Origin of the sequence: Williamsia sp. Leaf354 (genome assembly GCF_001424365.1) — a bacterium.
Classification (GTDB): Bacteria; Actinomycetota; Actinomycetes; order Mycobacteriales; family Mycobacteriaceae; genus Williamsia_A.
This window is the reverse complement of the sequence record NZ_LMPL01000003.1, coordinates 219,275-237,199: the sequence shown is the minus strand read 5'-3', so window position 1 is coordinate 237,199 and position 17,925 is coordinate 219,275. Positions and strand designations below refer to the sequence as shown.

Here is a 17,925-nt window from a genome sequence, read left to right as displayed (position 1 = left end):
CGTGCGCGTGATCGTCGAGGCCGACGGCGGTTCGCGTGGCAACCCCGGCGTCGCCGGATACGGGGCCGTCGTGTGGGACGCCGATCACGTGGCCGTGCTCGCCGAGCGCAAGGAGTACATCGGCCGCGCCACGAACAACGTCGCCGAATACCGCGGTCTCATCGCCGGGTTTGATGCCGCGCGCGACATCGGCGCCGACGAGGTGCGGGTCCGGATGGACTCCAAGCTCGTCGTCGAACAGATGTCGGGGCGCTGGAAGGTCAAGCACCCGGACATGATCCCGCTCGCCGCGCAGGCGCGGGATCTCGTCGCGGAGTTCTCGAGCGTCGACTTCGCCTGGATCCCGCGTGCGGAGAACTCGCACGCCGACCGCCTCGCCAATGAGGCGATGGACACGCAGGCCGACGGTCAGATCGCGACGGCACCCGAGCCGGCCGCGCCCGTCGAGAAGAGTGCGGCGGCGAAGACCGGTCCCGGCTGGACCGGGGCGATGGGGGAGCCCACCCGGTTGTTGCTGGTGCGTCACGGACAGACGGCGCTGTCGGTGGACCGGCGCTACAGCGGTCGCGGCAATCCCGAACTCACCGCTCTCGGTGTGCGGCAGGCTGATCGGGTGGCGCACCGGATCGCCTCGCGCGGCGGGATCAAGGCCATCGTGTCCAGCCCGTTGTCGCGTGCGCGGGCCACCGCCGACGCCATCGCCCGTCGCGTCGGCCTGCCGGTGCACGAGGTGGAGGGCTTCACCGAGACCGATTTCGGCGAGTGGGAGGGCCTGACGTTCCTCGAGGCGATGCAGCGTGACCCTGAGTTGCACCGCGCGTGGATGTCCGACGTCACCGTGGCCCCGCCCGGTGGTGAGAGCTTCGAGGTGGTCACCGAGCGCGTCCGGGTCGCGACCGAGCAGGTGGTGGCGCAGCACGGTCCGGGCAACGTCGTGGTGGTCAGTCACGTCACCCCGATCAAAACCGTTCTGCGCCATGCCCTCGACGTCGGTCCGTCGATCCTCTTCAAGCTCCACCTGGACCTGGCGTCCCTCTCGACGGCTGAGTTCTACTCCGACGGAGGCAGTTCCGTCCGCCTCGTCAATGACACCAACCACCTCGCCTGACCCGCCTGCAGCGGGGCTGACTGTGCGGAAACGGTCGTCGAGTGTGCTGACAGCGCGGCGCTCGCCGACGAGGAAACAACGCACACCCGGCGTCCGGCTTCCGCACCGTCAGCGGCAGTAGAACGCAAGCGCCCACCCGAAATACACTCACGTTCAACACTATTCACCGAACTTAGCCCGCGACCGGGCATGGCGATCACGGCGATGCCGCCCCCGAGGTCCTGCAGGAGGCCGCTCACCGGGACCATCGATCGCAGTCTCAGCGCAACTGTCGGCTAGGTGCGCGACGATGCGCTGACCGTGCCGAAAAGCGCGATCGAGCGTGCTCTGTTCGGAGGTGACCTGAGTGTGTTCGAAGCACGCTCGATGTCGCTTTTCGGCACGGTCAGCGGTTTTTCAGACCCAATGACGTGATCAAGCTCGCTGCCGACGCCCAGCCCCATCTCGCCGTGTTCGACGATGTCACCAACGAGCCCTTGTTCTTCGGCCGCGGCCGGCGCCTCGCCTCACAAGCGCAGCGGCTGATGGCGTTCGGCCATTACCGCAGCTGTAGCAAAGATGGCTGCACGACTCCGTTCGCGCATACCGAAATGCACCACGCCGAAGCCGATTGGGCCGACGGAGGCCTCACCGACTCGCCACACACGGCCCCCGCATGCGGACGCCACAACCGTGCCGTCGGATGCGAACCCCATCAGTGGACGACGAGATGACCACCGAGGGCCCCGACCGACTCAGGCGACCAACCACAGCGCGGTGACCGCAGCGACGATCGACGGGACACCGGCGACGAGGCCGAGGGCAGAGAACCCCGCGGCGGAGACGGCCACGCCGTCGCGACTGACGATGCGCCGCCACAGCAGGTTCGCCAATGAGCCGACGTAGGTGAAGTTGGAACCGATGTTGACCCCGAGGAGCATCGCGAGCAGCGCGACGGTCGGGGCGCCGGACATCGCGGCGAGGAGCAACAGCGTCGCCGGGATGTTGTTGATGACGTTCGCAACCACCGCGCCGATCGCGGCGATGCCCAGCAGTGGGAGCAGCCCCGACCCGTTCGGCACGATTCCCGCCAACCACCGACCGATCGCGCCGTCGGCGATCGCCGCCACCAGGACCCCCAGTGCGAACACGAACACGAGGAACAGCGGGTTGATGGCGCGGACGACGTCGGTCACCCCGGACTTCCTGCGCGCCATCGCGATCACGGTCAGCACCACAGCTCCGGCGGTCGCGAACCACACCGGCTCCACGCCGACCTGAGACGACAGGACGAAACCGAGCAGAGTCGCCGCGAGGACGCAGAGCGCGGTGACCGGCGCCGGTCCGGGTTCCTGCGGATCGCTCTCAGGCATCTCGGCGATCTCGCGACGGAACCACCAACGGTGCACCGCGTACTGCACCACCAGCGTCGCGAGCCAGGGGAGCGCCATGAGGACGGTGAAACGCCCGAAGCTCAGGCCCGTCGCCGAGAACGCCAGCAGGTTGGTGAGATTCGAGACCGGCATCAGCGACGACGCCGCGTTGGCCAGGCTGATCGTCGCCACCGACAGGGGGCGAGGGCCGACACCGAGTCCCCGCGTCACGGCGATGAGCACCGGCGTCAGCAGCACCACGGTGGCGTCGAGGTTCAGGGCCGCAGTCGTGACCGCGGCCCCGACGAAGCCCAACGCGAACAACCGTCGCCCGTTGCCGGCGCCGGCGCGGCCGATCTGCCGCGACACCCACTCGAACACGCCCAGAACCTCGCACCCGTGCGAGAGTGCCAGCAGCGCAGCGAGTGTGGCGACGGTGGACGTCAGACGGTGGATCTCGTCGAACGCCTCACCCAATGTCACCGCGCCGACGGCGATCGCGATCGCGGCCGCGGGGACCGCGACCGTCGCCTCGGGGAGCCCCCGCGGACGCCACACCGCGAACGCGAGCGCCACCACCATGAGCGCCACCGCGCCCGCTGCCATCATGTCTGTCGTCCCCGGGGCCTCAGGCGAGGATCTTGCGCAGGGTGCGGAGGTTGCGATTGGTGGTCGTCGCCTTGTATCTCGGCTTGCCGAGCACCTTGCCGAAGGCGCTCGTCAGCGTCTGCTCCCGCGGCACCGACCAGTAGACGACACCGTCACCGCGGGCCACCGACTCGACGTCGCCGTCGATGTCCACACCGAGCAGTTCGTCGAGGACCGCAGTGCCATCGACGAACACGACATAGGCGTGGACGCCGTCACGCTCGTCGAACGGATACGCAGCGGTGACCGCGGCGACCCGGTCGGCGGTGTGGACGAACACGAACGCCTCGTAGCCGAACCGTGCGCCGAGTGCCGGCTCGATCAGCGCACGCACCTGTGACGGATCGCGGTCGGGTTCGGCGTCGAACACGACGTTGCCGGTGGCGAGCACCGTGCGCACACCGGTGAACCCGAGACACCCGAATTCGTCTCGCAGATCGGACATTCCGACCCGCACGCCACCGACGTTGATGCCTCGGAGCAGAGCGACGTAGCGGGCCACCGCGTCAGGGTAGCGCCCCGACCCCGGTCGTCCCAGCGCCGTCGTCCCAGCGCCGTCGTCCCCGCGACCGTCGTGGCGGCGGACGCTACCGTCGGCCGACGGGAACACCGAGGGCGCGGGCCACCGTCGGCCACGAGCGGTGCAGGTCCTGATTCCAGTAGCCCCACGAATGCAAGCCGGATCGATAGTTGATCGTGGTCGCCACCCCGGCCCGGCGGGCGGCGCTCGCGAACAAGTTGGTGCACGTCAACGCGCCGCTCTCCAACACCCCACCGACGGGCGATGCCAGTCCGGCGAGGCCCAGCGAGAAATCGGGGAGACCGTTCCCGACGGCGAGATAAAGCGAGGTCCCCTTCAGCACGCCGACCTGGGACGCGGGATCGTGTGCCCGCCACTGCGCGTCACCGGGCGGGCCCCACATGTTGTCGGGGTTGCCGCCGCGGGTCAGGATGCTGCCCCGCGTGGCCGCCGCGGCGGTGGGATCGAGGAGATCGAGGCATCCGCTGAACGCGGCCACGCCACGGTAGAGACCCGGGTGACGGACGGCGAGCATCATCGCGCCCGTGGCTCCCATCGAGACACCTCCGATCGCGTTCACGCCGTTGCCCGAGAACGTCCGGTCGATGACCGGGGGAAGCTCCGACGCGAGGAACGTGTCCCACTTGTTCAGGCCGAGAACGGGATCGGTCCGATCCCAGTCGGTGTAGTAGCTCGCGGTCCCTCCGATCGGCAGGACGACGTTCACCGATTTGTCGGCCATGAAGCGCACGATGTCGGTCTGATCGGTCCAGCCGCTCTGGCGGTATCCGGTGAGGACGCCGGCGTCGATGCCGTCGAGCAGGTACAGCGACGGTCGCGGTCGACTCCGGTCGCGGGGGAGAAGCACGTCGACCGAGATGGTCTTCCGCATCGACGGCGAGAAGACGCGCAGCCGGGCCTTCTGGGGCGCGGTCATCACCACCGACACGACCCGCGCGGCCGGGGCGCCCGTGGTCGGCTGTGTGGTGGTGACACCGGGTGTGGGCGTGGAAGGCGCCGCCTGCGCGACCGACGGCGAGAGAGCGGCTGTGGTGACGACCGCGACCAGGGCGAGGAGAACCGCCAGAGCTCTCGTCGATGTCGATGCCGATGCCGTGCCGGATGTCGCCGTGTCCAGTGTGTTCAAGGTCCAACCCCCCAGGTTGATGCGCGTCGTCGGTTCGATCCTGATGCCGCCGTGGGCGCGACGACGATCAGGCATGGGCCGAACGGCGGCTATCATAAACCGGCGAACGAGCCGACCGGGCGATCGCGGTCTGCGGGAACGGTCGCCCGCGAGGGTGACATGCCCGCGATCGAGGAAAGTCCGGACTCCACAGAGCAGGGTGGTTGCTAACGACAACCCGGGGTGACCCGCGGGAAAGTGCCACAGAGAACAGACCGCCGACACCGCGCCCTCGGGTGCGGGAGTCGGTGAGGGTGAAACGGTGCGGTAAGAGCGCACCAGCGCCGTGGGTGACCACGGCGGCTCGGTAAACCCCACCCGGAGCAAGGTCGAAGGTCGCACCGCGAGGTGCGGCTGCGCAGGCGTTCGAGGGCTGCTCGCCCGAGCCTGCGGGTGGACCGCTCGAGGCACCCGGCGACGGTGTGTCCAGATGGATGATCGCCCACGACCCTCGCGGTCGGGACAGGATCCGGCTTACAGGTCGACTCGTTCGCACCCCCTCGTCGACGCTGCGCCCCACCGGGGCCGGCCGCGCTACAGGTCGTCGGCGATGGCGTCGTAGCGGCGCAGCGCCTCGGCGTGGCGTTCCTCTTCCCGGGCATCGAGACGGCCCAGGACGAAGGCATCGGTCGGCGAGCTGAGACCCGTTGCGACCTCGGCCAGCAGTTCGCGACTCAGCGTTGCGTCGTTGGCGTCACCCAGCAGCGACTGGATCTTCTTCGCCGTCGCGCCCACCTGCTTGTGTCGGGAGATGCCGAGCGTCGCGCCCGCCTCGGCGATGTAGCGCAGCCGCTTCGCCTTCTTCCGGACCGTGTGCATCTGCTCGATCCACTCCTCGGTGTCCCGGTCGTGCTTCGCGAGCCTGCGTTGCGCCTTGCGCACCGAACGGCGGCTCGCATCGACGGCGTCACGCAGGGCCTTCTTCGCGGGCCGCTCGGCGTCGGGACCGGCGACGGGATCGACGAGGTATTCGTCGATGGCGTCGAGCAGGGCGAAGTAGCGGGCGGAGTTCATCCCCGTCACCGCGACACGCAGCCCTCGGCGGTACCGGCGGTTCTGTTCGTCGACGAGCGCCGCGCGCAGTGCGTCCGAGGCGTTCTCGTCGGCGAGGAGTTCGGCGTAGCGCTGCGCGGTCACCTCGGCGTCGCGCGCGACCCCGAGCACCGACGCCAGTTCCTTGAGCTCGTCGCCGATGGTGTCGCGTGCAGAGCCGCCGAGGACCGTGTCGAACGCGCGCAGCACGCTGCGGAGTCTGCGTGTCGCCACCCGCATCTGGTGGACCGCGTCGTCGACGTCGGCACGTACGGCCGGATCCCACTCCACGAGCTGGTCGCGGTGACGGGACAGTTCGGTGATCACGAGTTCGAGTGCGGTCGGGTTCTTCGGCAGCGGCTTCGTCGATCGGTGGCCGGGCATCGCGCCGATGGTGCGGGCGAGTTTCGACGCGCTCGAGGCGGTGGTGGCGCCGGCCTCACGCAGCAGCTCCTCGGCGGGCCCGAGCAGGTCGGTGTCGCCCCCGCCCTCGCCGACGAGTTCGAACTCCCACTCCGACCACGTCTGCCCGGTGCCGCCGGGCAGCAGCGACCGTGCGGTCACCAGGTCCGCGCACATCACGGCCAGCAGACGGCCGTCGTCGCCTCGGGCCTCGGTGATCTGACGTCGGGTGCCGATCACCGCCACCGGCGACAGCGTCCGACCGCGCACGTGTACGCGGACCGGTTCGAGTAGCTCACCGGGGACGGTGGCGTGCGCGATGCCGGTCGCCGGGTCGGCGTCGTCGGGATCGAGCGGGACCTGCCGTTCGCGTCGCCCTCCGGCGCCCGCCGGCCGCTTCAGATGCCAGCCCTCGTCGTGGCCGCCGGTCCGGCGGCGCAGCGTGATCCGGTTGTCGGCGAGATCGAGGTTCTCGGTGTCGAAGTAGGTGGCGTCGAGGTTCTCCTCGATCGGCCCCGACGTGGAGGCGACACCCGGCAGCGCGGTCAGGTCGGGGATCGGTCGCCCGGCCGCGACGTCGAACTTCAGCTCGATCTCGATCTGCTCGTGCGCGGTCATGATGTGCGGGCGTCCCTCTCCTCGGTCGTGTGGGGCGTGCGTGCGAAGCGGTCGGTCGCTTCGACGAGATGGTGCTTGATCCCGGCCTCGAAAGAGGCGTGGCCGGCGTCGTCGACGATGCGCAGATCGGCAGACGGCCACGCGCGGTGCAGATCCCACGCACTGCGCATCGGACAGACCACATCGTATCGGCCCTGGACGATCACACCGGGAATGTGTGCCATGCGGTCGATGTCGCGGAGGAGCTGACCGTCGTCGAGGAAGCCCCCGTGGGTGAAGTAGTGGTTCTCGATCGAGGCGAAAGCGAGATCGAAACGGGTGTCGACGTCGTCGCCGTCGGGCGTCGGCAGCAGATGACTGGTGCGCTGTTCCCAGTTCGTCCACGCCGTGGCGGCGGCGGATCGCACGTCGGGGTCGTCGGAGGCGAGGAGCCGTCGGTAGGCCGCCACGAGGTCGCCGTCGCGGTCGGATTCGGGGATCGGCGCCAGGTAGCCCTCCCACAGATCCGGGAAGAGATGTGCCGCACCGCCGTTGTAGTACCAGTCGATCTCGCTGCGGCGCAGCAGGAAGATCCCGCGCAGCACCAACTCGGTGACCCGCTCCGGGTGGGCCTGGGCGTAGGCGAGACCCAGTGTGGAACCCCACGACCCGCCGAAGACCTGCCACCGCTCGACCCCGAGATGGGTGCGGATGCGCTCCATGTCGGCGATCAGGTGCGCGGTGGTGTTGACCGAGAGATCGGCGCCGTCGGCGATGTGCGGGGTCGACTGCCCGCACCCGCGTTGGTCGAACAGGATGATCCGGTAGGCCGTCGGATCGAAGAACCGACGCTGATCGGGCGACGTGCCCCCGCCGGGCCCGCCGTGGACGAACACCACCGGCTTGCCCTCGGGATCGCCGCTGCACTCGACGTGGATCCGTTGTCCGTCACCGACGTCGAGCATCTCCTGCTGGTACGGCTCGATCGCCGGGTACAAGTCGCGCATCGGTCCATCATGCCGGGTGTGCCCGATGCGGTGACACGTCCCTCGGTGACGATCGGATCGCGATCGGGCGCGTCAGGTTCGGCGCGCGGTGCCGATCAGTAGCTGTGCTCCGGACCGGGGAACTGTCCGCGGCGCACCTCGTCGGCGTACTGCTCGGCCGCGACCCGCAGGTCGGTGCCGATGTCGGCGTAGCGCTTCACGAACTTGGCGGTCTTGCCGTGGGTGAAGCCGGCCATGTCCTGCCACACGAGGACCTGGGCGTCGGTCTCGTTGCCGGCGCCGATACCGACGGTGGGGATGGTGAGCTTGCGGGTGATCTGGCCGGCCAGGTCGGCCGGGACCATCTCCATCACGACTGCGAACGCCCCGGCCTCGGCGACGGCGATCGCGTCGGCGATGAGCTGGTCGCCGGCGTCGCCGCGGCCCTGGACGCGGAAGCCGCCCAGTCCGTTCACGCTCTGCGGCGTGAAGCCGATGTGGGCCATCACCGGGATGCCCGCGGCGCTCAGGGTCGCGATCTGATCGGCGACGCGCTCGCCGCCCTCGAGCTTCACCGCGTGTGCCCCGCCCTCCTTGAAGAAGCGGATGGCCGAGGTGAGTGCCTGCGCCGAGCCGCCCTCGTAGCTGCCGAACGGCAGGTCGGCGACGACCAGAGCGTGCGGGGCGCCGCGCACGACGCCGCGGACCAGCGGTAGGAGTTCGTCGATCGAGACCGGGATGGTGGTGTCGTAGCCGTAGACCACGTTGGCCGCGGAGTCGCCGACCAGCAGCACCGGGATCTGCGCGGCATCGAAGATGCGGGCGCTGGAGTAGTCGTACGCGGTGAGCATCGACCACTTCTCACCCTCGGCCTTCATCTGGGCCAGGTGGTGGACGCGGGTCGCGCGGCGGGGAGAGGTCGGCGCGCTGGAGGGGGCGCCGTAGACAGAGCTGTCAGACATCATCGTCTCTTTCGTGCCTCGAGTCTCGCGATGCGCGAGTACCCGGGTGGATGGGACGCCACCAGTGTGGCACCCGTACACCGCGACGTCCCAGGTCTACGCGGTGTGCCATGCCTCACACCGCTGGCGTGTGTCGCTCACCGAGGTCGAGCCGTCGGGTGCCGTGCCACGATGGGTCGATGCCGCACCCGACGTCGACAGTCGAACCGTCCCGCCGGCACCGTCGAGGCCTGCGCTGGTCGGTTCTCGCCGCGGTGCTGCTGCTCGCCGGTTGCGCGAGCACCGCCACCCAGCGATTCGATCTCGGCGCACCGGTGGTGGGTTCGACCGCGAACGGTTCGGACACCTCGGTGGCCCCGGACCCGTCGGCGGCGCCGGTCGCGGGTCCTCTCGGCCGGTTCTACGGCCAGCGCATCGCGTGGGGGTCGTGTGCGGAGTTCGCCCCGGACGGCGGATACCCGGCGCAGCGCAGTCAGTGCGGGCGACTGACCGTCCCGGTCGACTACGACGATCCGACCGGCGCGACGGCGTCGCTCGCGGTGTTCCGGCTCAAGGCCGCCGATCGCGCCACGGGGATCCTGCTCACCAACCCCGGTGGGCCGGGCGGATCGGGTGTCGACTTCATGGCCTCGGTGGCAACCGATTTCGCGGACCGCGACGTCAGTCGCACCCTTGACATCGTCGGTTTCGACCCCCGCGGTGTCGGACGGTCGACGCCGCAGATCCGGTGCCGCACCGACGCCGAGCGCGATGCGGTGCGTGCCCGGGACTGGGTCGACACCAGCCCCGCGGGCATCGCCGCGGTCGAGCAGCGCAACGCCGCAGTCGGTTCGGCATGCGCACGGGAGATGGGTGGTGATTTCCTCGGCCACGTCGGCACCGCGGACGTGATCGCCGACATGGACGTCCTGCGCGGAGCGCTCGGCTACGAGCAGCTCAACTATCTCGGCTACTCCTACGGCACCCTCATCGGCGCCGATTACGCCGAGCGGTTCCCGACCCGAGTGCGGGCGATGGTCAACGACGGCGCCGTCGACCCGTCGGCCGACCCGGTCGCCGACGTCGTCGCGCAGACCGCGGGATTCCAGCGTGCGTTCGACGGCTTCGCCGCCGACTGCGTGACCCGCCGCGGCTGCGCGCTGGGTACCGATCCGGCCCGGGCCACCGCTCGCTACCAGGAACTGACCCGCCCCCTCATCGGTCGGCCGGCGCCGACGACCGACCCGCGTGGCCTCACCTACGGCGACGCGCTCACCGGCACCGGGCAGGCGCTCTACAGCAAGAACCTCTGGCGGTATCTGCGCGACGGGCTCGCCGAACTCGCCGGTGGGCGCGGCGACACCCTGTTGCGGCTGGCCGATCTGTACGAGGGTCGCGACCGTTCGGGTCGCTACGACAACAGCGCCGACGCCTTCACCGCCATCCGCTGCGTCGACGGTCCACCCATCACCGACCGCGCCACGCTCGACCGGCTCGACACCGATCTACGTCGCGCGGCACCGTTCCGCGACGACGGTCGGGGGACCGGGCGTGGCTCGGCCGACGAGTGCGCGTTCTGGCCGGTGCCGCCCACCTCGCAGCCGCACCGGATCGCCGCGACCGGTCTGCCGACGACGGTGGTGGTGTCGACCACCGACGACCCCGCCACGCCGTACGCGGCCGGGGTCTCGCTGGCCGGACAGCTCGGCGCCCGCCTGATGACGTTCCGGGGAACCCAGCACACGGCGTCGTTCGAGGGCAACGCCTGCCTCGACGACCCGTTGACGAAGTACCTCGTCGATCTCACGCTGCCGCCGGTGGGTGCCACATGCTGAGACGGGGTCACCGCAGCCCCAGTTGGGCGGGCTCGATCCGTGTCCGTAACACAGATTTAACAGCGCGCTTCTAGCCTCTGATCCATGGACCGCCAAAAGGAATTCGTCCTTCGTACCCTCGAAGAACGGGACATCCGATTCGTCCGTCTGTGGTTCACCGACGTGCTGGGATATCTGAAGTCGGTGGCCATCGCGCCGGCCGAACTCGAAGGCGCCTTCGCCGAGGGGATCGGCTTCGACGGCTCGTCGATCGAGGGCTTCTCGCGGGTGTCGGAGGCCGACACCATCGCCAAGCCCGACCCGTCGACGTTCCAGGTCCTGCCGTGGACGACGAGCGGTGGCAAGCACCACTCGGCCCGCATGTTCTGCGACATCGCGATGCCCGACGGCACGCCGTCGTGGGCCGATTCGCGCCACGTGCTCCGGCGACAGCTCAACAAGGCGGCCGACCAGGGATTCACCTGCTACGTCCACCCCGAGATCGAGTTCTTCCTCATGAAGGACGCCCCGACCGACGGGTCGCCGCCCACCCCGTCGGACACGGGCGGCTACTTCGACCAGGTCGTGCACGGCAGTGCGCCGAACTTCCGTCGCCACGCCATCGACGCGCTGGAGTCGATGGGGATCTCGGTCGAGTTCTCCCACCACGAGGGCGCGCCCGGTCAGCAGGAGATCGACCTGCGGTACGCCGACGCGCTGTCGATGGCCGACAACGTCATGACGTTCCGCTACCTCGTCAAAGAGGTCGCGATCGGTGAGGGCGTGTGGGCGACGTTCATGCCCAAGCCGTTCAGCGAGCATCCCGGCTCGGCGATGCACACCCACATGAGCCTGTTCGAGGGCGACACCAACGCGTTCCACAACCCCGACGACCCGATGCAGTTGTCGCAGACGGGCAAGCACTTCATCGCGGGCATCCTGCACCACGCCTCCGAGCTGAGCGCGGTCACCAACCAGTGGGTCAACAGCTACAAGCGACTCATCCACGGCGGCGAGGCCCCGACCGCGGCGAGCTGGGGCGGCGCCAACCGCTCGGCGCTGATCCGTCTTCCGCTCTACACCCCGAACAAGGCGTCGTCGCGACGTATCGAGGTCCGCAGCCCCGACTCGGCGTGCAACCCGTACCTCACGTTCGCGGTGCTGCTGGCCGCCGGCCTCAAGGGCATCGCCGAGCAGTACGAACTGCCCGACGAGGCCGAGGACGACGTGTGGGCGTTGACGTCGGCGGAGCGTCGCACCATGGGCTACAAGGAGCTCCCGGGAAGTCTCGGCGACGCGTTGAAGGCGATGGAGTCGTCCGAGCTGCTGGCCGAGGCGCTCGGCGAGCACGTCTTCGACTACTTCCTCCGCAACAAGTGGACCGAGTGGAACAACTACCGCAGCCAGGTCACGCCGTTCGAGTTGAAGAGCTACCTGGCGCTGTAGGACCGACACGGGGGAGCCTCGCGCGCACGGGGCAGAGGGGGCGGCGACTACGGTCGTCTCCGTGAGTTCCCTCTCCTCCCGAGCCGCGGTGCCCGGGCCGGCGCGTCTCGGACTGATCGACGATTCCGCTCCCGGTGATCTCGCGGCGCTCGGGTGGACCACACCTGCGCAGCTCGATGTGCTCTGGGCGCTGTCGCGTGCCCCCGACCCCGACCTCGCGCTGCGCGCGCTCATCCGGCTGCGTGCCGCGGTCGGTGACGCATGGGCCGAGGTCGACGACCGTATCCGTACGCGCCGCACCTTCCGCGGGCGGCTGTTCGCGGTGCTCGGAGCTTCGGAGGCGCTCGGCGATCACCTCGTCGCCGAGCCCGACACGTGGCATCTCCTCGACCCCGACGGCACCACCGAGGACGGGTTGCCCGGTTTCGACGAGGTGCTGGCCACCATGCTCGGCGCAGTCGATGCGGTGCCCGAACCCGGGTCCCTCGAACGCGGCGACCGCGTGTACCGGGCAGGCGTCTCCGGACCGGCCGCAGTCGTCGCCCTGCGGACCGCCTACCGGAACATCCTGCTGCAGTTGGCCGCCCGCGATCTCGCGCCCGCCGTCGAGGACGAGCCGGTGCTGTGGTTCCCACAGGTGGGCCGATACCTCGCCGACATGGCCGATGCCGCTCTGACCGCCGCGCTCGCCGTCGCGGTCCGCGAGGTGTGCGGCGACGCGCCGCTGCCGGTGCGTCTGGCGATCATCGCGATGGGCAAATGCGGTGCGCGCGAACTGAACTACGTCAGCGACGTCGACGTCATCTTCGTGAGCGATCCCGCCGACGGCATGTCGGCACGCATCGCCGGCGAGGTCATGCGGATCGGAACGCTCGCGTTCTTCGAGGTCGACGCGGCCCTGCGACCCGAGGGCAAGGCGGGCGCGCTGACCCGCACGCTGGCCAGCCACGTCGCCTACTACCAGCGGTGGGCCAAGACCTGGGAGTTCCAGGCGCTGCTCAAGGCACGGCCCATGACCGGTGACATGGCCCTCGGCGCGGAGTACCTCGACGCGGTGTCACCGATGGTGTGGGAGGCCTCCGAACGCGAGGACTTCGTACCGGAGGTCCAGGCGATGCGCCGCCGGGTCGAGAAGATGGTGCCCGCCGACCTGCGTTCCCGGGAACTGAAACTGGGCAGCGGCAGCCTGCGCGACGTCGAGTTCGCCGTCCAGCTCCTGCAACTGGTCCACGGTCGCGTCGACGACTCGTTGCGTGTCCTGTCGACCGTCGAGGCACTCACCGCGCTCACCGCCGGGGGATACGTCGGCCGTGACGACGGCGCCAACCTGACGGCGTCGTACGAGTTCCTGAGACTGCTCGAACACCGCCTACAGCTGCAGAAGCTCAAGCGCACCCACCTGTTGCCCGAGTTCGACGACCGCGAGGCGATGCGGTTCCTCGCCCGTGCCGCCCACATCCGGCCCGAGGGCGACCTCGACGCGGCGGCGTCGTTACGAGCGGAGATCCGCAGGCAGTCGATGCGGGTGCGACGTCTGCACGAGAAGCTGTTCTACCGCCCCCTGCTCGACGCCGTCACCCGCATCGACGCCGACGAACTGCGACTCTCGGACGCCGCGGCGACCAAGCGCCTGGCCGCACTCGGCTACGCCAAACCCGACCACGCGCTCAGTCATCTGCGCGCACTGCTGTCGTCGGCCGGTCGCCGCGGACAGATCCAGGAGCTGCTGCTCCCGACCCTGCTCGAATGGCTCAGCAACACACCCGATCCCGACGCCGGCCTACTGAACTACCGCCGGCTCTGCGAGAGCCTCGCCGACCAGGACTGGTTCCTGCGGTTGCTGCGTGACGACGGTCTGGTCGCCGAGCGGCTGATGCACGTCCTGGGGGCATCGGCCTACGTCTCCGAGCTCCTCATGCGGTCACCCGAGGTGATCCGGCTCTACACCGACTCCGCGTCGGGGCCGAAGCTGTGCGAGGTGCCGATCGCCGATGTCGCCAACGGCCTGATCGCCTCGGCGGTCCGCCAGCCCGACGCGAAGCGCGCCATCGCCGTCGCCCGGTCGCATCGACGGGCCGAGCTCGTCCGGGTGGCGTCGGCCGACATCCTGGGCATGCTCGACACCCCGGCGGTCTGCGCGGCCCTGTCGGGTGTGTGGGCCGCGGTCCTCAACGCGGCCCTCAAGGTGGTCATCGCCGAATCGGCCGCCGCCCGTGGCACGTCCGCGCCGGCGCGCATGGCGGTCATCGGGATGGGGCGTCTCGGCGGTCAGGAACTCGGCTACGGCTCCGACGCCGACGTGTTGTTCGTGTGCGACCCGATCCGGCCCGAGGGGGTCGGGGACGACGAGGTGGACGAGGCCGCGGCGATGCGGTGGGCCAACACCATCGCCGACCGTGTGCGCACCCTGCTCAACACCCCCAGCGCCGACCCGCCGCTCGAGATCGACACCGGTCTGCGGCCGGAGGGACGCAACGGTCCCGTGGTCCGGACGTTGGCGGCGTACCGCGCCTACTACACGCAGTGGGCGCAGCCCTGGGAGATCCAGGCGCTGCTGCGCGCCCATCAGGTCGCCGGCGACGAGGACCTCGGCGTCGCCTTCCTGCACATGGCCGACCGCATCCGGTATCCCGACGGCGGTGTCTCGGCGGACGCGGTGCGTGAGATCCGTCGGATCAAGGCGCGTGTCGACGCCGAGCGGCTGCCGCGCGGGGCCGATCCGGCGACGCACACCAAACTCGGCCGCGGCGGCCTCGCCGACGTGGAGTGGTCCGTGCAGCTGCTTCAGCTCCGTCACGGTCACCGACTGTCGTCACTGCACAACACCTCGACCCTGCAGTGCCTCGACGCGATCGGATCGGCCGAGATCCTCTCCGAGACCGATGTCGGGCTGCTCAAGGAGGCGTGGTTGACCGCGACCAAGGCCCGTAACGCCCTGGTGTTGGTGCGCGGCAAGGCGATCGACCAACTGCCCGGGCCGGGACAGCAGCTGCGCGCCGTCGCGTTCGCCGCGGGATGGCCGGAGGACCAGGCCTCGGAGTTCCTCGACAACTACCTGCGCGTCACCCGCCGTGCGAAGGCCGTCGTCCTCAAGGTCTTCGGTGCCTGATCCGGCGTCGGTGTGCCCGTGGTGAGAACCTCCACGCGCGAACGGGGTCCGCTGGCTCGCACCGCGACCGTCGTCGCGGTGCTCGTCGGCTGGGCGCTGGCCGCGACCGTGGTGATGGCACTGTGGCTGCACTGGTATCCGGGACGGGGTCGTGTCTCGACGGCCCTCGCGTCGGCGGTCCCGTGGCTGGTGCTCGCGGCGGTCCCCGCCGTTCTCCTGCTGGGGTTGACGCGCCGATGGATCTCGGTGGCACTCACCGCGATCCTCGGGATCGCCGGGCTCACCACGCAGTTGCCGCTGCTCGTCGCCTCGACCGCGCCCGCGGGTCGCGAGGTCGTCGTGGTGCAGTCGAACATCAAGCTCGGAGCCGGCGACGTGGACCAGGTCGTCGACATCGTGACGCGCGAACGTGCCGACCTGCTCACCATCGAGGAACTGACACCGCAGGCGCTCACGCGACTGCAGGCCACCGATCTGCGAACGACGCTGCCCTACCTCTACGCGGTGCCCGGAACCGGCGGGGTGGGCACGGCCATCGCGAGCCGATACCCGTTGCGCGACACCGTCGCCCTCGACGGCTATGCCCTGAACAACCTGCGGGCGGTCGTGGATCTGCCCGGCGCGCCGGCGACGACCGTGTTCGCGGTGCACCCGATCCCGCCGTACCCCTATGAACCCGATCGATGGGTGCGGGAGATGCGCACCCTGCGTGAGACCGTCCACGCCACCCGCGGAGACCACGTCATCGTCAGCGGCGATCTGAACTCCACCTGGGATCACCAGCAGTTCCGGGCGCTGGCCGACAACGGATTCCACGACGCGACCGACCAGGCCGGGGCGCGCTGGGCGATGACCTACCCGGCCGACCGTTGGTTCCCTCCGGTGATCGCCATCGATCACGTTGTGTCGCACGGTTTCACCGCGCGGTCACTGCGCACCGTCTCGGTGTCGGGGTCGGATCACCGGGCGTTGGTGGTGCGGCTGGCGGTGAACTGACCGCCGCGTCAGTCCGTGGTCTGGGCGCGCGCCAGGGCGGCGACCGCCTGGGCCAGTGTCTCGACCGACTCCGCGAGCAATGCGTGCCCGCGATCGTCGTCGAGGTGGGACTTCGCGATCGCGGCGATCCCCGCCGCGGTGTCGGCACGTTCTGCTGCCTGCTCAAAGCTCACGATCGCTCACCTTTTCCCTGTCGTCACGCGGGTGGGTCGCCGACGCGACCCCTCTGCGACGACCCTACTGACACGGCCCCGGTTCGCGGGTCGGGTCGGTGCGAGGTCGTCGGCGTCAGGCGGCGAGGAACCGTTCGATGCGGATGTCGTCGATCGGGTAGCCGGCGTCGAGCAACCACTCGCCGAGGGTGTCGACGTACTCGGTCGAGCCGCACAGGTAGAGCAGCGGACGGGATGCGACGGGCAGGATCGCCGCCGCGAACTCCTCCCGGGTGATCCGGCCGGCCGGTCGGGGGCCGGAACCGGCGGTGCGGGTGAAGAACCAGTCGACGCGGAGTCGATCGGCGGCGGCGAGGGCGGCGAACTCGTCGCGGAAGAACACCTGCTCGGGGGAGCGCGCGGAGTACAGCAGCCGCATCGTCGCCTCCGGGCGACTGGTCTCGCGCAGCCGGATCATCGCCATCAGCGGGGTGATGCCCGAACCGCCCGCCACGAGCTGTACGGGCCGCGTGGGGTCGGTGTCGGCGCCTCTGCCGGTGTCACTGTCGGCGCCCGCGCCGTTGTCCTTGTCGGCGCCCGCGCCGGTGTCGAGCGGGGGCCAGACGAACTGCATGCCGATGGGGCCGGCGATCTCGACCTGCTCACCGATCTCGAGGTCATGGACGAGGAACGGCGACACCTCGCCGTCGTCGAGTTCCTCGACCCCGACCGCCACGGTGTCACCTTCTCGGATATCGGACAGCGAATACGACCGCGACGTCGAATAGCCGTCCGGAGCGGTGAGTTTGATGTCGATGTGCTGTCCGGCGCGAGCGCCGGGGAACCCGGGGATGTGCAGCCAGATCGACCGGGCGGTGTCGGTCTCGCGTACCGCCGCGACGACGGTCGCGACCTGCCACGTGGTCATCGCACCGGTCCCTCACGCATAGCGCTGCTCACGCCAGGGGTCGCCGTACATGTTGTAGCCGTTGGCCTCCCAGAAACCTGGTTCGTCGGCCGCCATCAGGTGCAGCTCGTGGATCCACTTCGCGCTCTTCCAGAAGTACAGGTGTGGCACCACGAGTCGAGCCGGCCCGCCGTGTTCGGGGGCCAGCGGCTTCCCGTCGAAGGTGTGGGCGATCATCGCCTTGCCGTCGACGAGGTCGGCGAGCGGCATGTTGGTGGTGTAGCCGCCGTAGCAGCTCGCCATCACGTGCGTGCCCGCCTCACGCAGGCCGGCGGCGTCGAGCACGGTGTCGATCGACACCCCCTTCCAGGTGGTGCCGAGTTTGGACCAGCGTGTGACGCAGTGGATGTCGACGGTGATCTCCTGCTGCGGCAGGGCCGTGAACTCCGACCACGTCCACCGGTGGCCCGCGCCGTCCGGTCCGGTCACCGTCAACGCCCAGCGTTCGGTCCGCACCACCGGCGTCGCGGCCAGCGACATCACCGGGAAATCGGTGGTGAGGTACTGACCGGGCGGCAACTGCGGTCCGGGACGCTCCTTGCGACGGAAGCGCGGATTGATGACGGCCATGGGGACATTATCGACGCACATCGGCCCCACAGACGACTCCACCCGCCCTGCACGTGGACAGGACGGGTGGAGGGGTCAAGCGACTGCTCGTGACTCAGC

General features: G+C 69.8%; 16 protein-coding genes and 1 other RNA gene. 8 read left to right on the top strand and 9 right to left on the bottom strand.

Going from position 1 to position 17,925, the window contains the following annotated elements; all coding sequences use genetic code 11:
• Position 1: 1 nt before the first annotated feature.
• From ASG12_RS12605 to ASG12_RS21715, 3 genes are all read left to right on the top strand, one after another.
• On the top strand, positions 2-1,108 hold the full coding sequence (locus ASG12_RS12605; RefSeq protein WP_082501951.1) for a bifunctional RNase H/acid phosphatase: 1,107 nt from the start codon (positions 2-4) through the stop codon (positions 1,106-1,108).
• Between the two features lie 279 nt (positions 1,109-1,387).
• Positions 1,388-1,522 carry a hypothetical protein gene (locus ASG12_RS22250; protein ID WP_268810447.1) on the top strand — a complete coding sequence of 45 codons (135 nt, stop codon included), beginning with the start codon at positions 1,388-1,390 and terminating at the stop codon, positions 1,520-1,522.
• Positions 1,519-1,821 (top strand): hypothetical protein, encoded by a 303-nt coding sequence (locus ASG12_RS21715; protein ID WP_156378085.1) that lies wholly within the window; start codon positions 1,519-1,521, stop codon positions 1,819-1,821. Before ASG12_RS22250 ends, ASG12_RS21715 begins: the two co-directional genes overlap by 4 nt.
• A 21-nt stretch (positions 1,822-1,842) precedes the next feature.
• Here ASG12_RS21715 and ASG12_RS12600 read toward each other — a convergent pair whose 3' ends face one another.
• The 3 genes from ASG12_RS12600 to ASG12_RS12590 form a co-directional block, all read right to left on the bottom strand.
• On the bottom strand, positions 1,843-3,069 hold the full coding sequence (locus ASG12_RS12600) for an SLC13 family permease (protein WP_327197950.1): 1,227 nt from the start codon (positions 3,067-3,069) through the stop codon (positions 1,843-1,845).
• A gap of 19 nt (positions 3,070-3,088) precedes the next feature.
• Positions 3,089-3,610 carry a DUF1697 domain-containing protein gene (locus ASG12_RS12595; protein ID WP_055790836.1) on the bottom strand — a complete coding sequence of 174 codons (522 nt, stop codon included), beginning with the start codon at positions 3,608-3,610 and terminating at the stop codon, positions 3,089-3,091.
• An 85-nt stretch (positions 3,611-3,695) separates the two neighbouring features.
• Complete coding sequence (locus ASG12_RS12590; protein ID WP_235456730.1) at positions 3,696-4,775, bottom strand: alpha/beta hydrolase; 1,080 nt, start codon at positions 4,773-4,775, stop codon at positions 3,696-3,698.
• Positions 4,776-4,882: 107 nt separating this feature from the next.
• Here ASG12_RS12590 and rnpB point away from each other — a divergent pair.
• An RNA gene (gene rnpB / locus ASG12_RS14515) (RNase P RNA component class A) lies at positions 4,883-5,307 on the top strand.
• Between the two features lie 41 nt (positions 5,308-5,348).
• Here rnpB and ASG12_RS12585 read toward each other — a convergent pair.
• The 3 genes from ASG12_RS12585 to panB all read right to left on the bottom strand — a co-directional run bounded on the left by ASG12_RS12585 (position 5,349) and on the right by panB (position 8,793).
• A complete protein-coding gene (locus ASG12_RS12585; RefSeq protein WP_055790020.1) occupies positions 5,349-6,866 on the bottom strand; it encodes a CYTH and CHAD domain-containing protein in 1,518 nt (505 codons plus the stop codon).
• Entirely contained in the window at positions 6,863-7,852 is a 990-nt protein-coding gene (gene pip, locus ASG12_RS12580; RefSeq protein ID WP_055790018.1) for a prolyl aminopeptidase, read from the bottom strand. Before pip ends, ASG12_RS12585 begins: the two co-directional genes overlap by 4 nt.
• Positions 7,853-7,947: 95 nt before the next feature.
• Entirely contained in the window at positions 7,948-8,793 is an 846-nt protein-coding gene (gene panB / locus ASG12_RS12575) for a 3-methyl-2-oxobutanoate hydroxymethyltransferase (RefSeq protein ID WP_055790830.1), read from the bottom strand.
• Positions 8,794-8,972: 179 nt separating this feature from the next.
• On the opposite strand from panB, the gene ASG12_RS12570 reads away from it, so the two are divergent.
• From ASG12_RS12570 to ASG12_RS12555, 4 genes are all read left to right on the top strand, one after another.
• Positions 8,973-10,607 carry an alpha/beta hydrolase gene (locus tag ASG12_RS12570; protein WP_082501949.1) on the top strand — a complete coding sequence of 545 codons (1,635 nt, stop codon included), beginning with the start codon at positions 8,973-8,975 and terminating at the stop codon, positions 10,605-10,607.
• 84 nt (positions 10,608-10,691) lie between these two features.
• A complete protein-coding gene (gene glnA / locus ASG12_RS12565; protein ID WP_045823127.1) occupies positions 10,692-12,032 on the top strand; it encodes a type I glutamate--ammonia ligase in 1,341 nt (446 codons plus the stop codon).
• Positions 12,033-12,093: 61 nt separating this feature from the next.
• Complete coding sequence (locus tag ASG12_RS12560; RefSeq protein ID WP_055790017.1) at positions 12,094-15,141, top strand: bifunctional [glutamine synthetase] adenylyltransferase/[glutamine synthetase]-adenylyl-L-tyrosine phosphorylase; 3,048 nt, start codon at positions 12,094-12,096, stop codon at positions 15,139-15,141.
• A gap of 21 nt (positions 15,142-15,162) precedes the next feature.
• The gene (locus ASG12_RS12555; protein ID WP_156378084.1) at positions 15,163-16,137 is read left to right on the top strand and encodes an endonuclease/exonuclease/phosphatase family protein; all 975 of its coding nucleotides are present in this window, start codon (positions 15,163-15,165) and stop codon (positions 16,135-16,137) included.
• Between the two features lie 8 nt (positions 16,138-16,145).
• Here the strand turns inward: ASG12_RS12555 and ASG12_RS21710 are convergent, their stop codons facing one another.
• From ASG12_RS21710 to ASG12_RS12545, 3 genes are all read right to left on the bottom strand, one after another.
• Positions 16,146-16,310, bottom strand: a complete 165-nt coding sequence (locus ASG12_RS21710) for a hypothetical protein (protein ID WP_156378083.1) — start codon at positions 16,308-16,310, stop codon at positions 16,146-16,148.
• A gap of 115 nt (positions 16,311-16,425) precedes the next feature.
• On the bottom strand, positions 16,426-17,217 hold the full coding sequence (locus ASG12_RS12550) for an FAD-binding oxidoreductase (RefSeq protein WP_055790010.1): 792 nt from the start codon (positions 17,215-17,217) through the stop codon (positions 16,426-16,428).
• Positions 17,218-17,229: 12 nt separating this feature from the next.
• Positions 17,230-17,826 carry a sulfite oxidase-like oxidoreductase gene (locus tag ASG12_RS12545; RefSeq protein WP_055790006.1) on the bottom strand — a complete coding sequence of 199 codons (597 nt, stop codon included), beginning with the start codon at positions 17,824-17,826 and terminating at the stop codon, positions 17,230-17,232.
• Between the last annotated feature and the right edge of the window lie 99 nt (positions 17,827-17,925).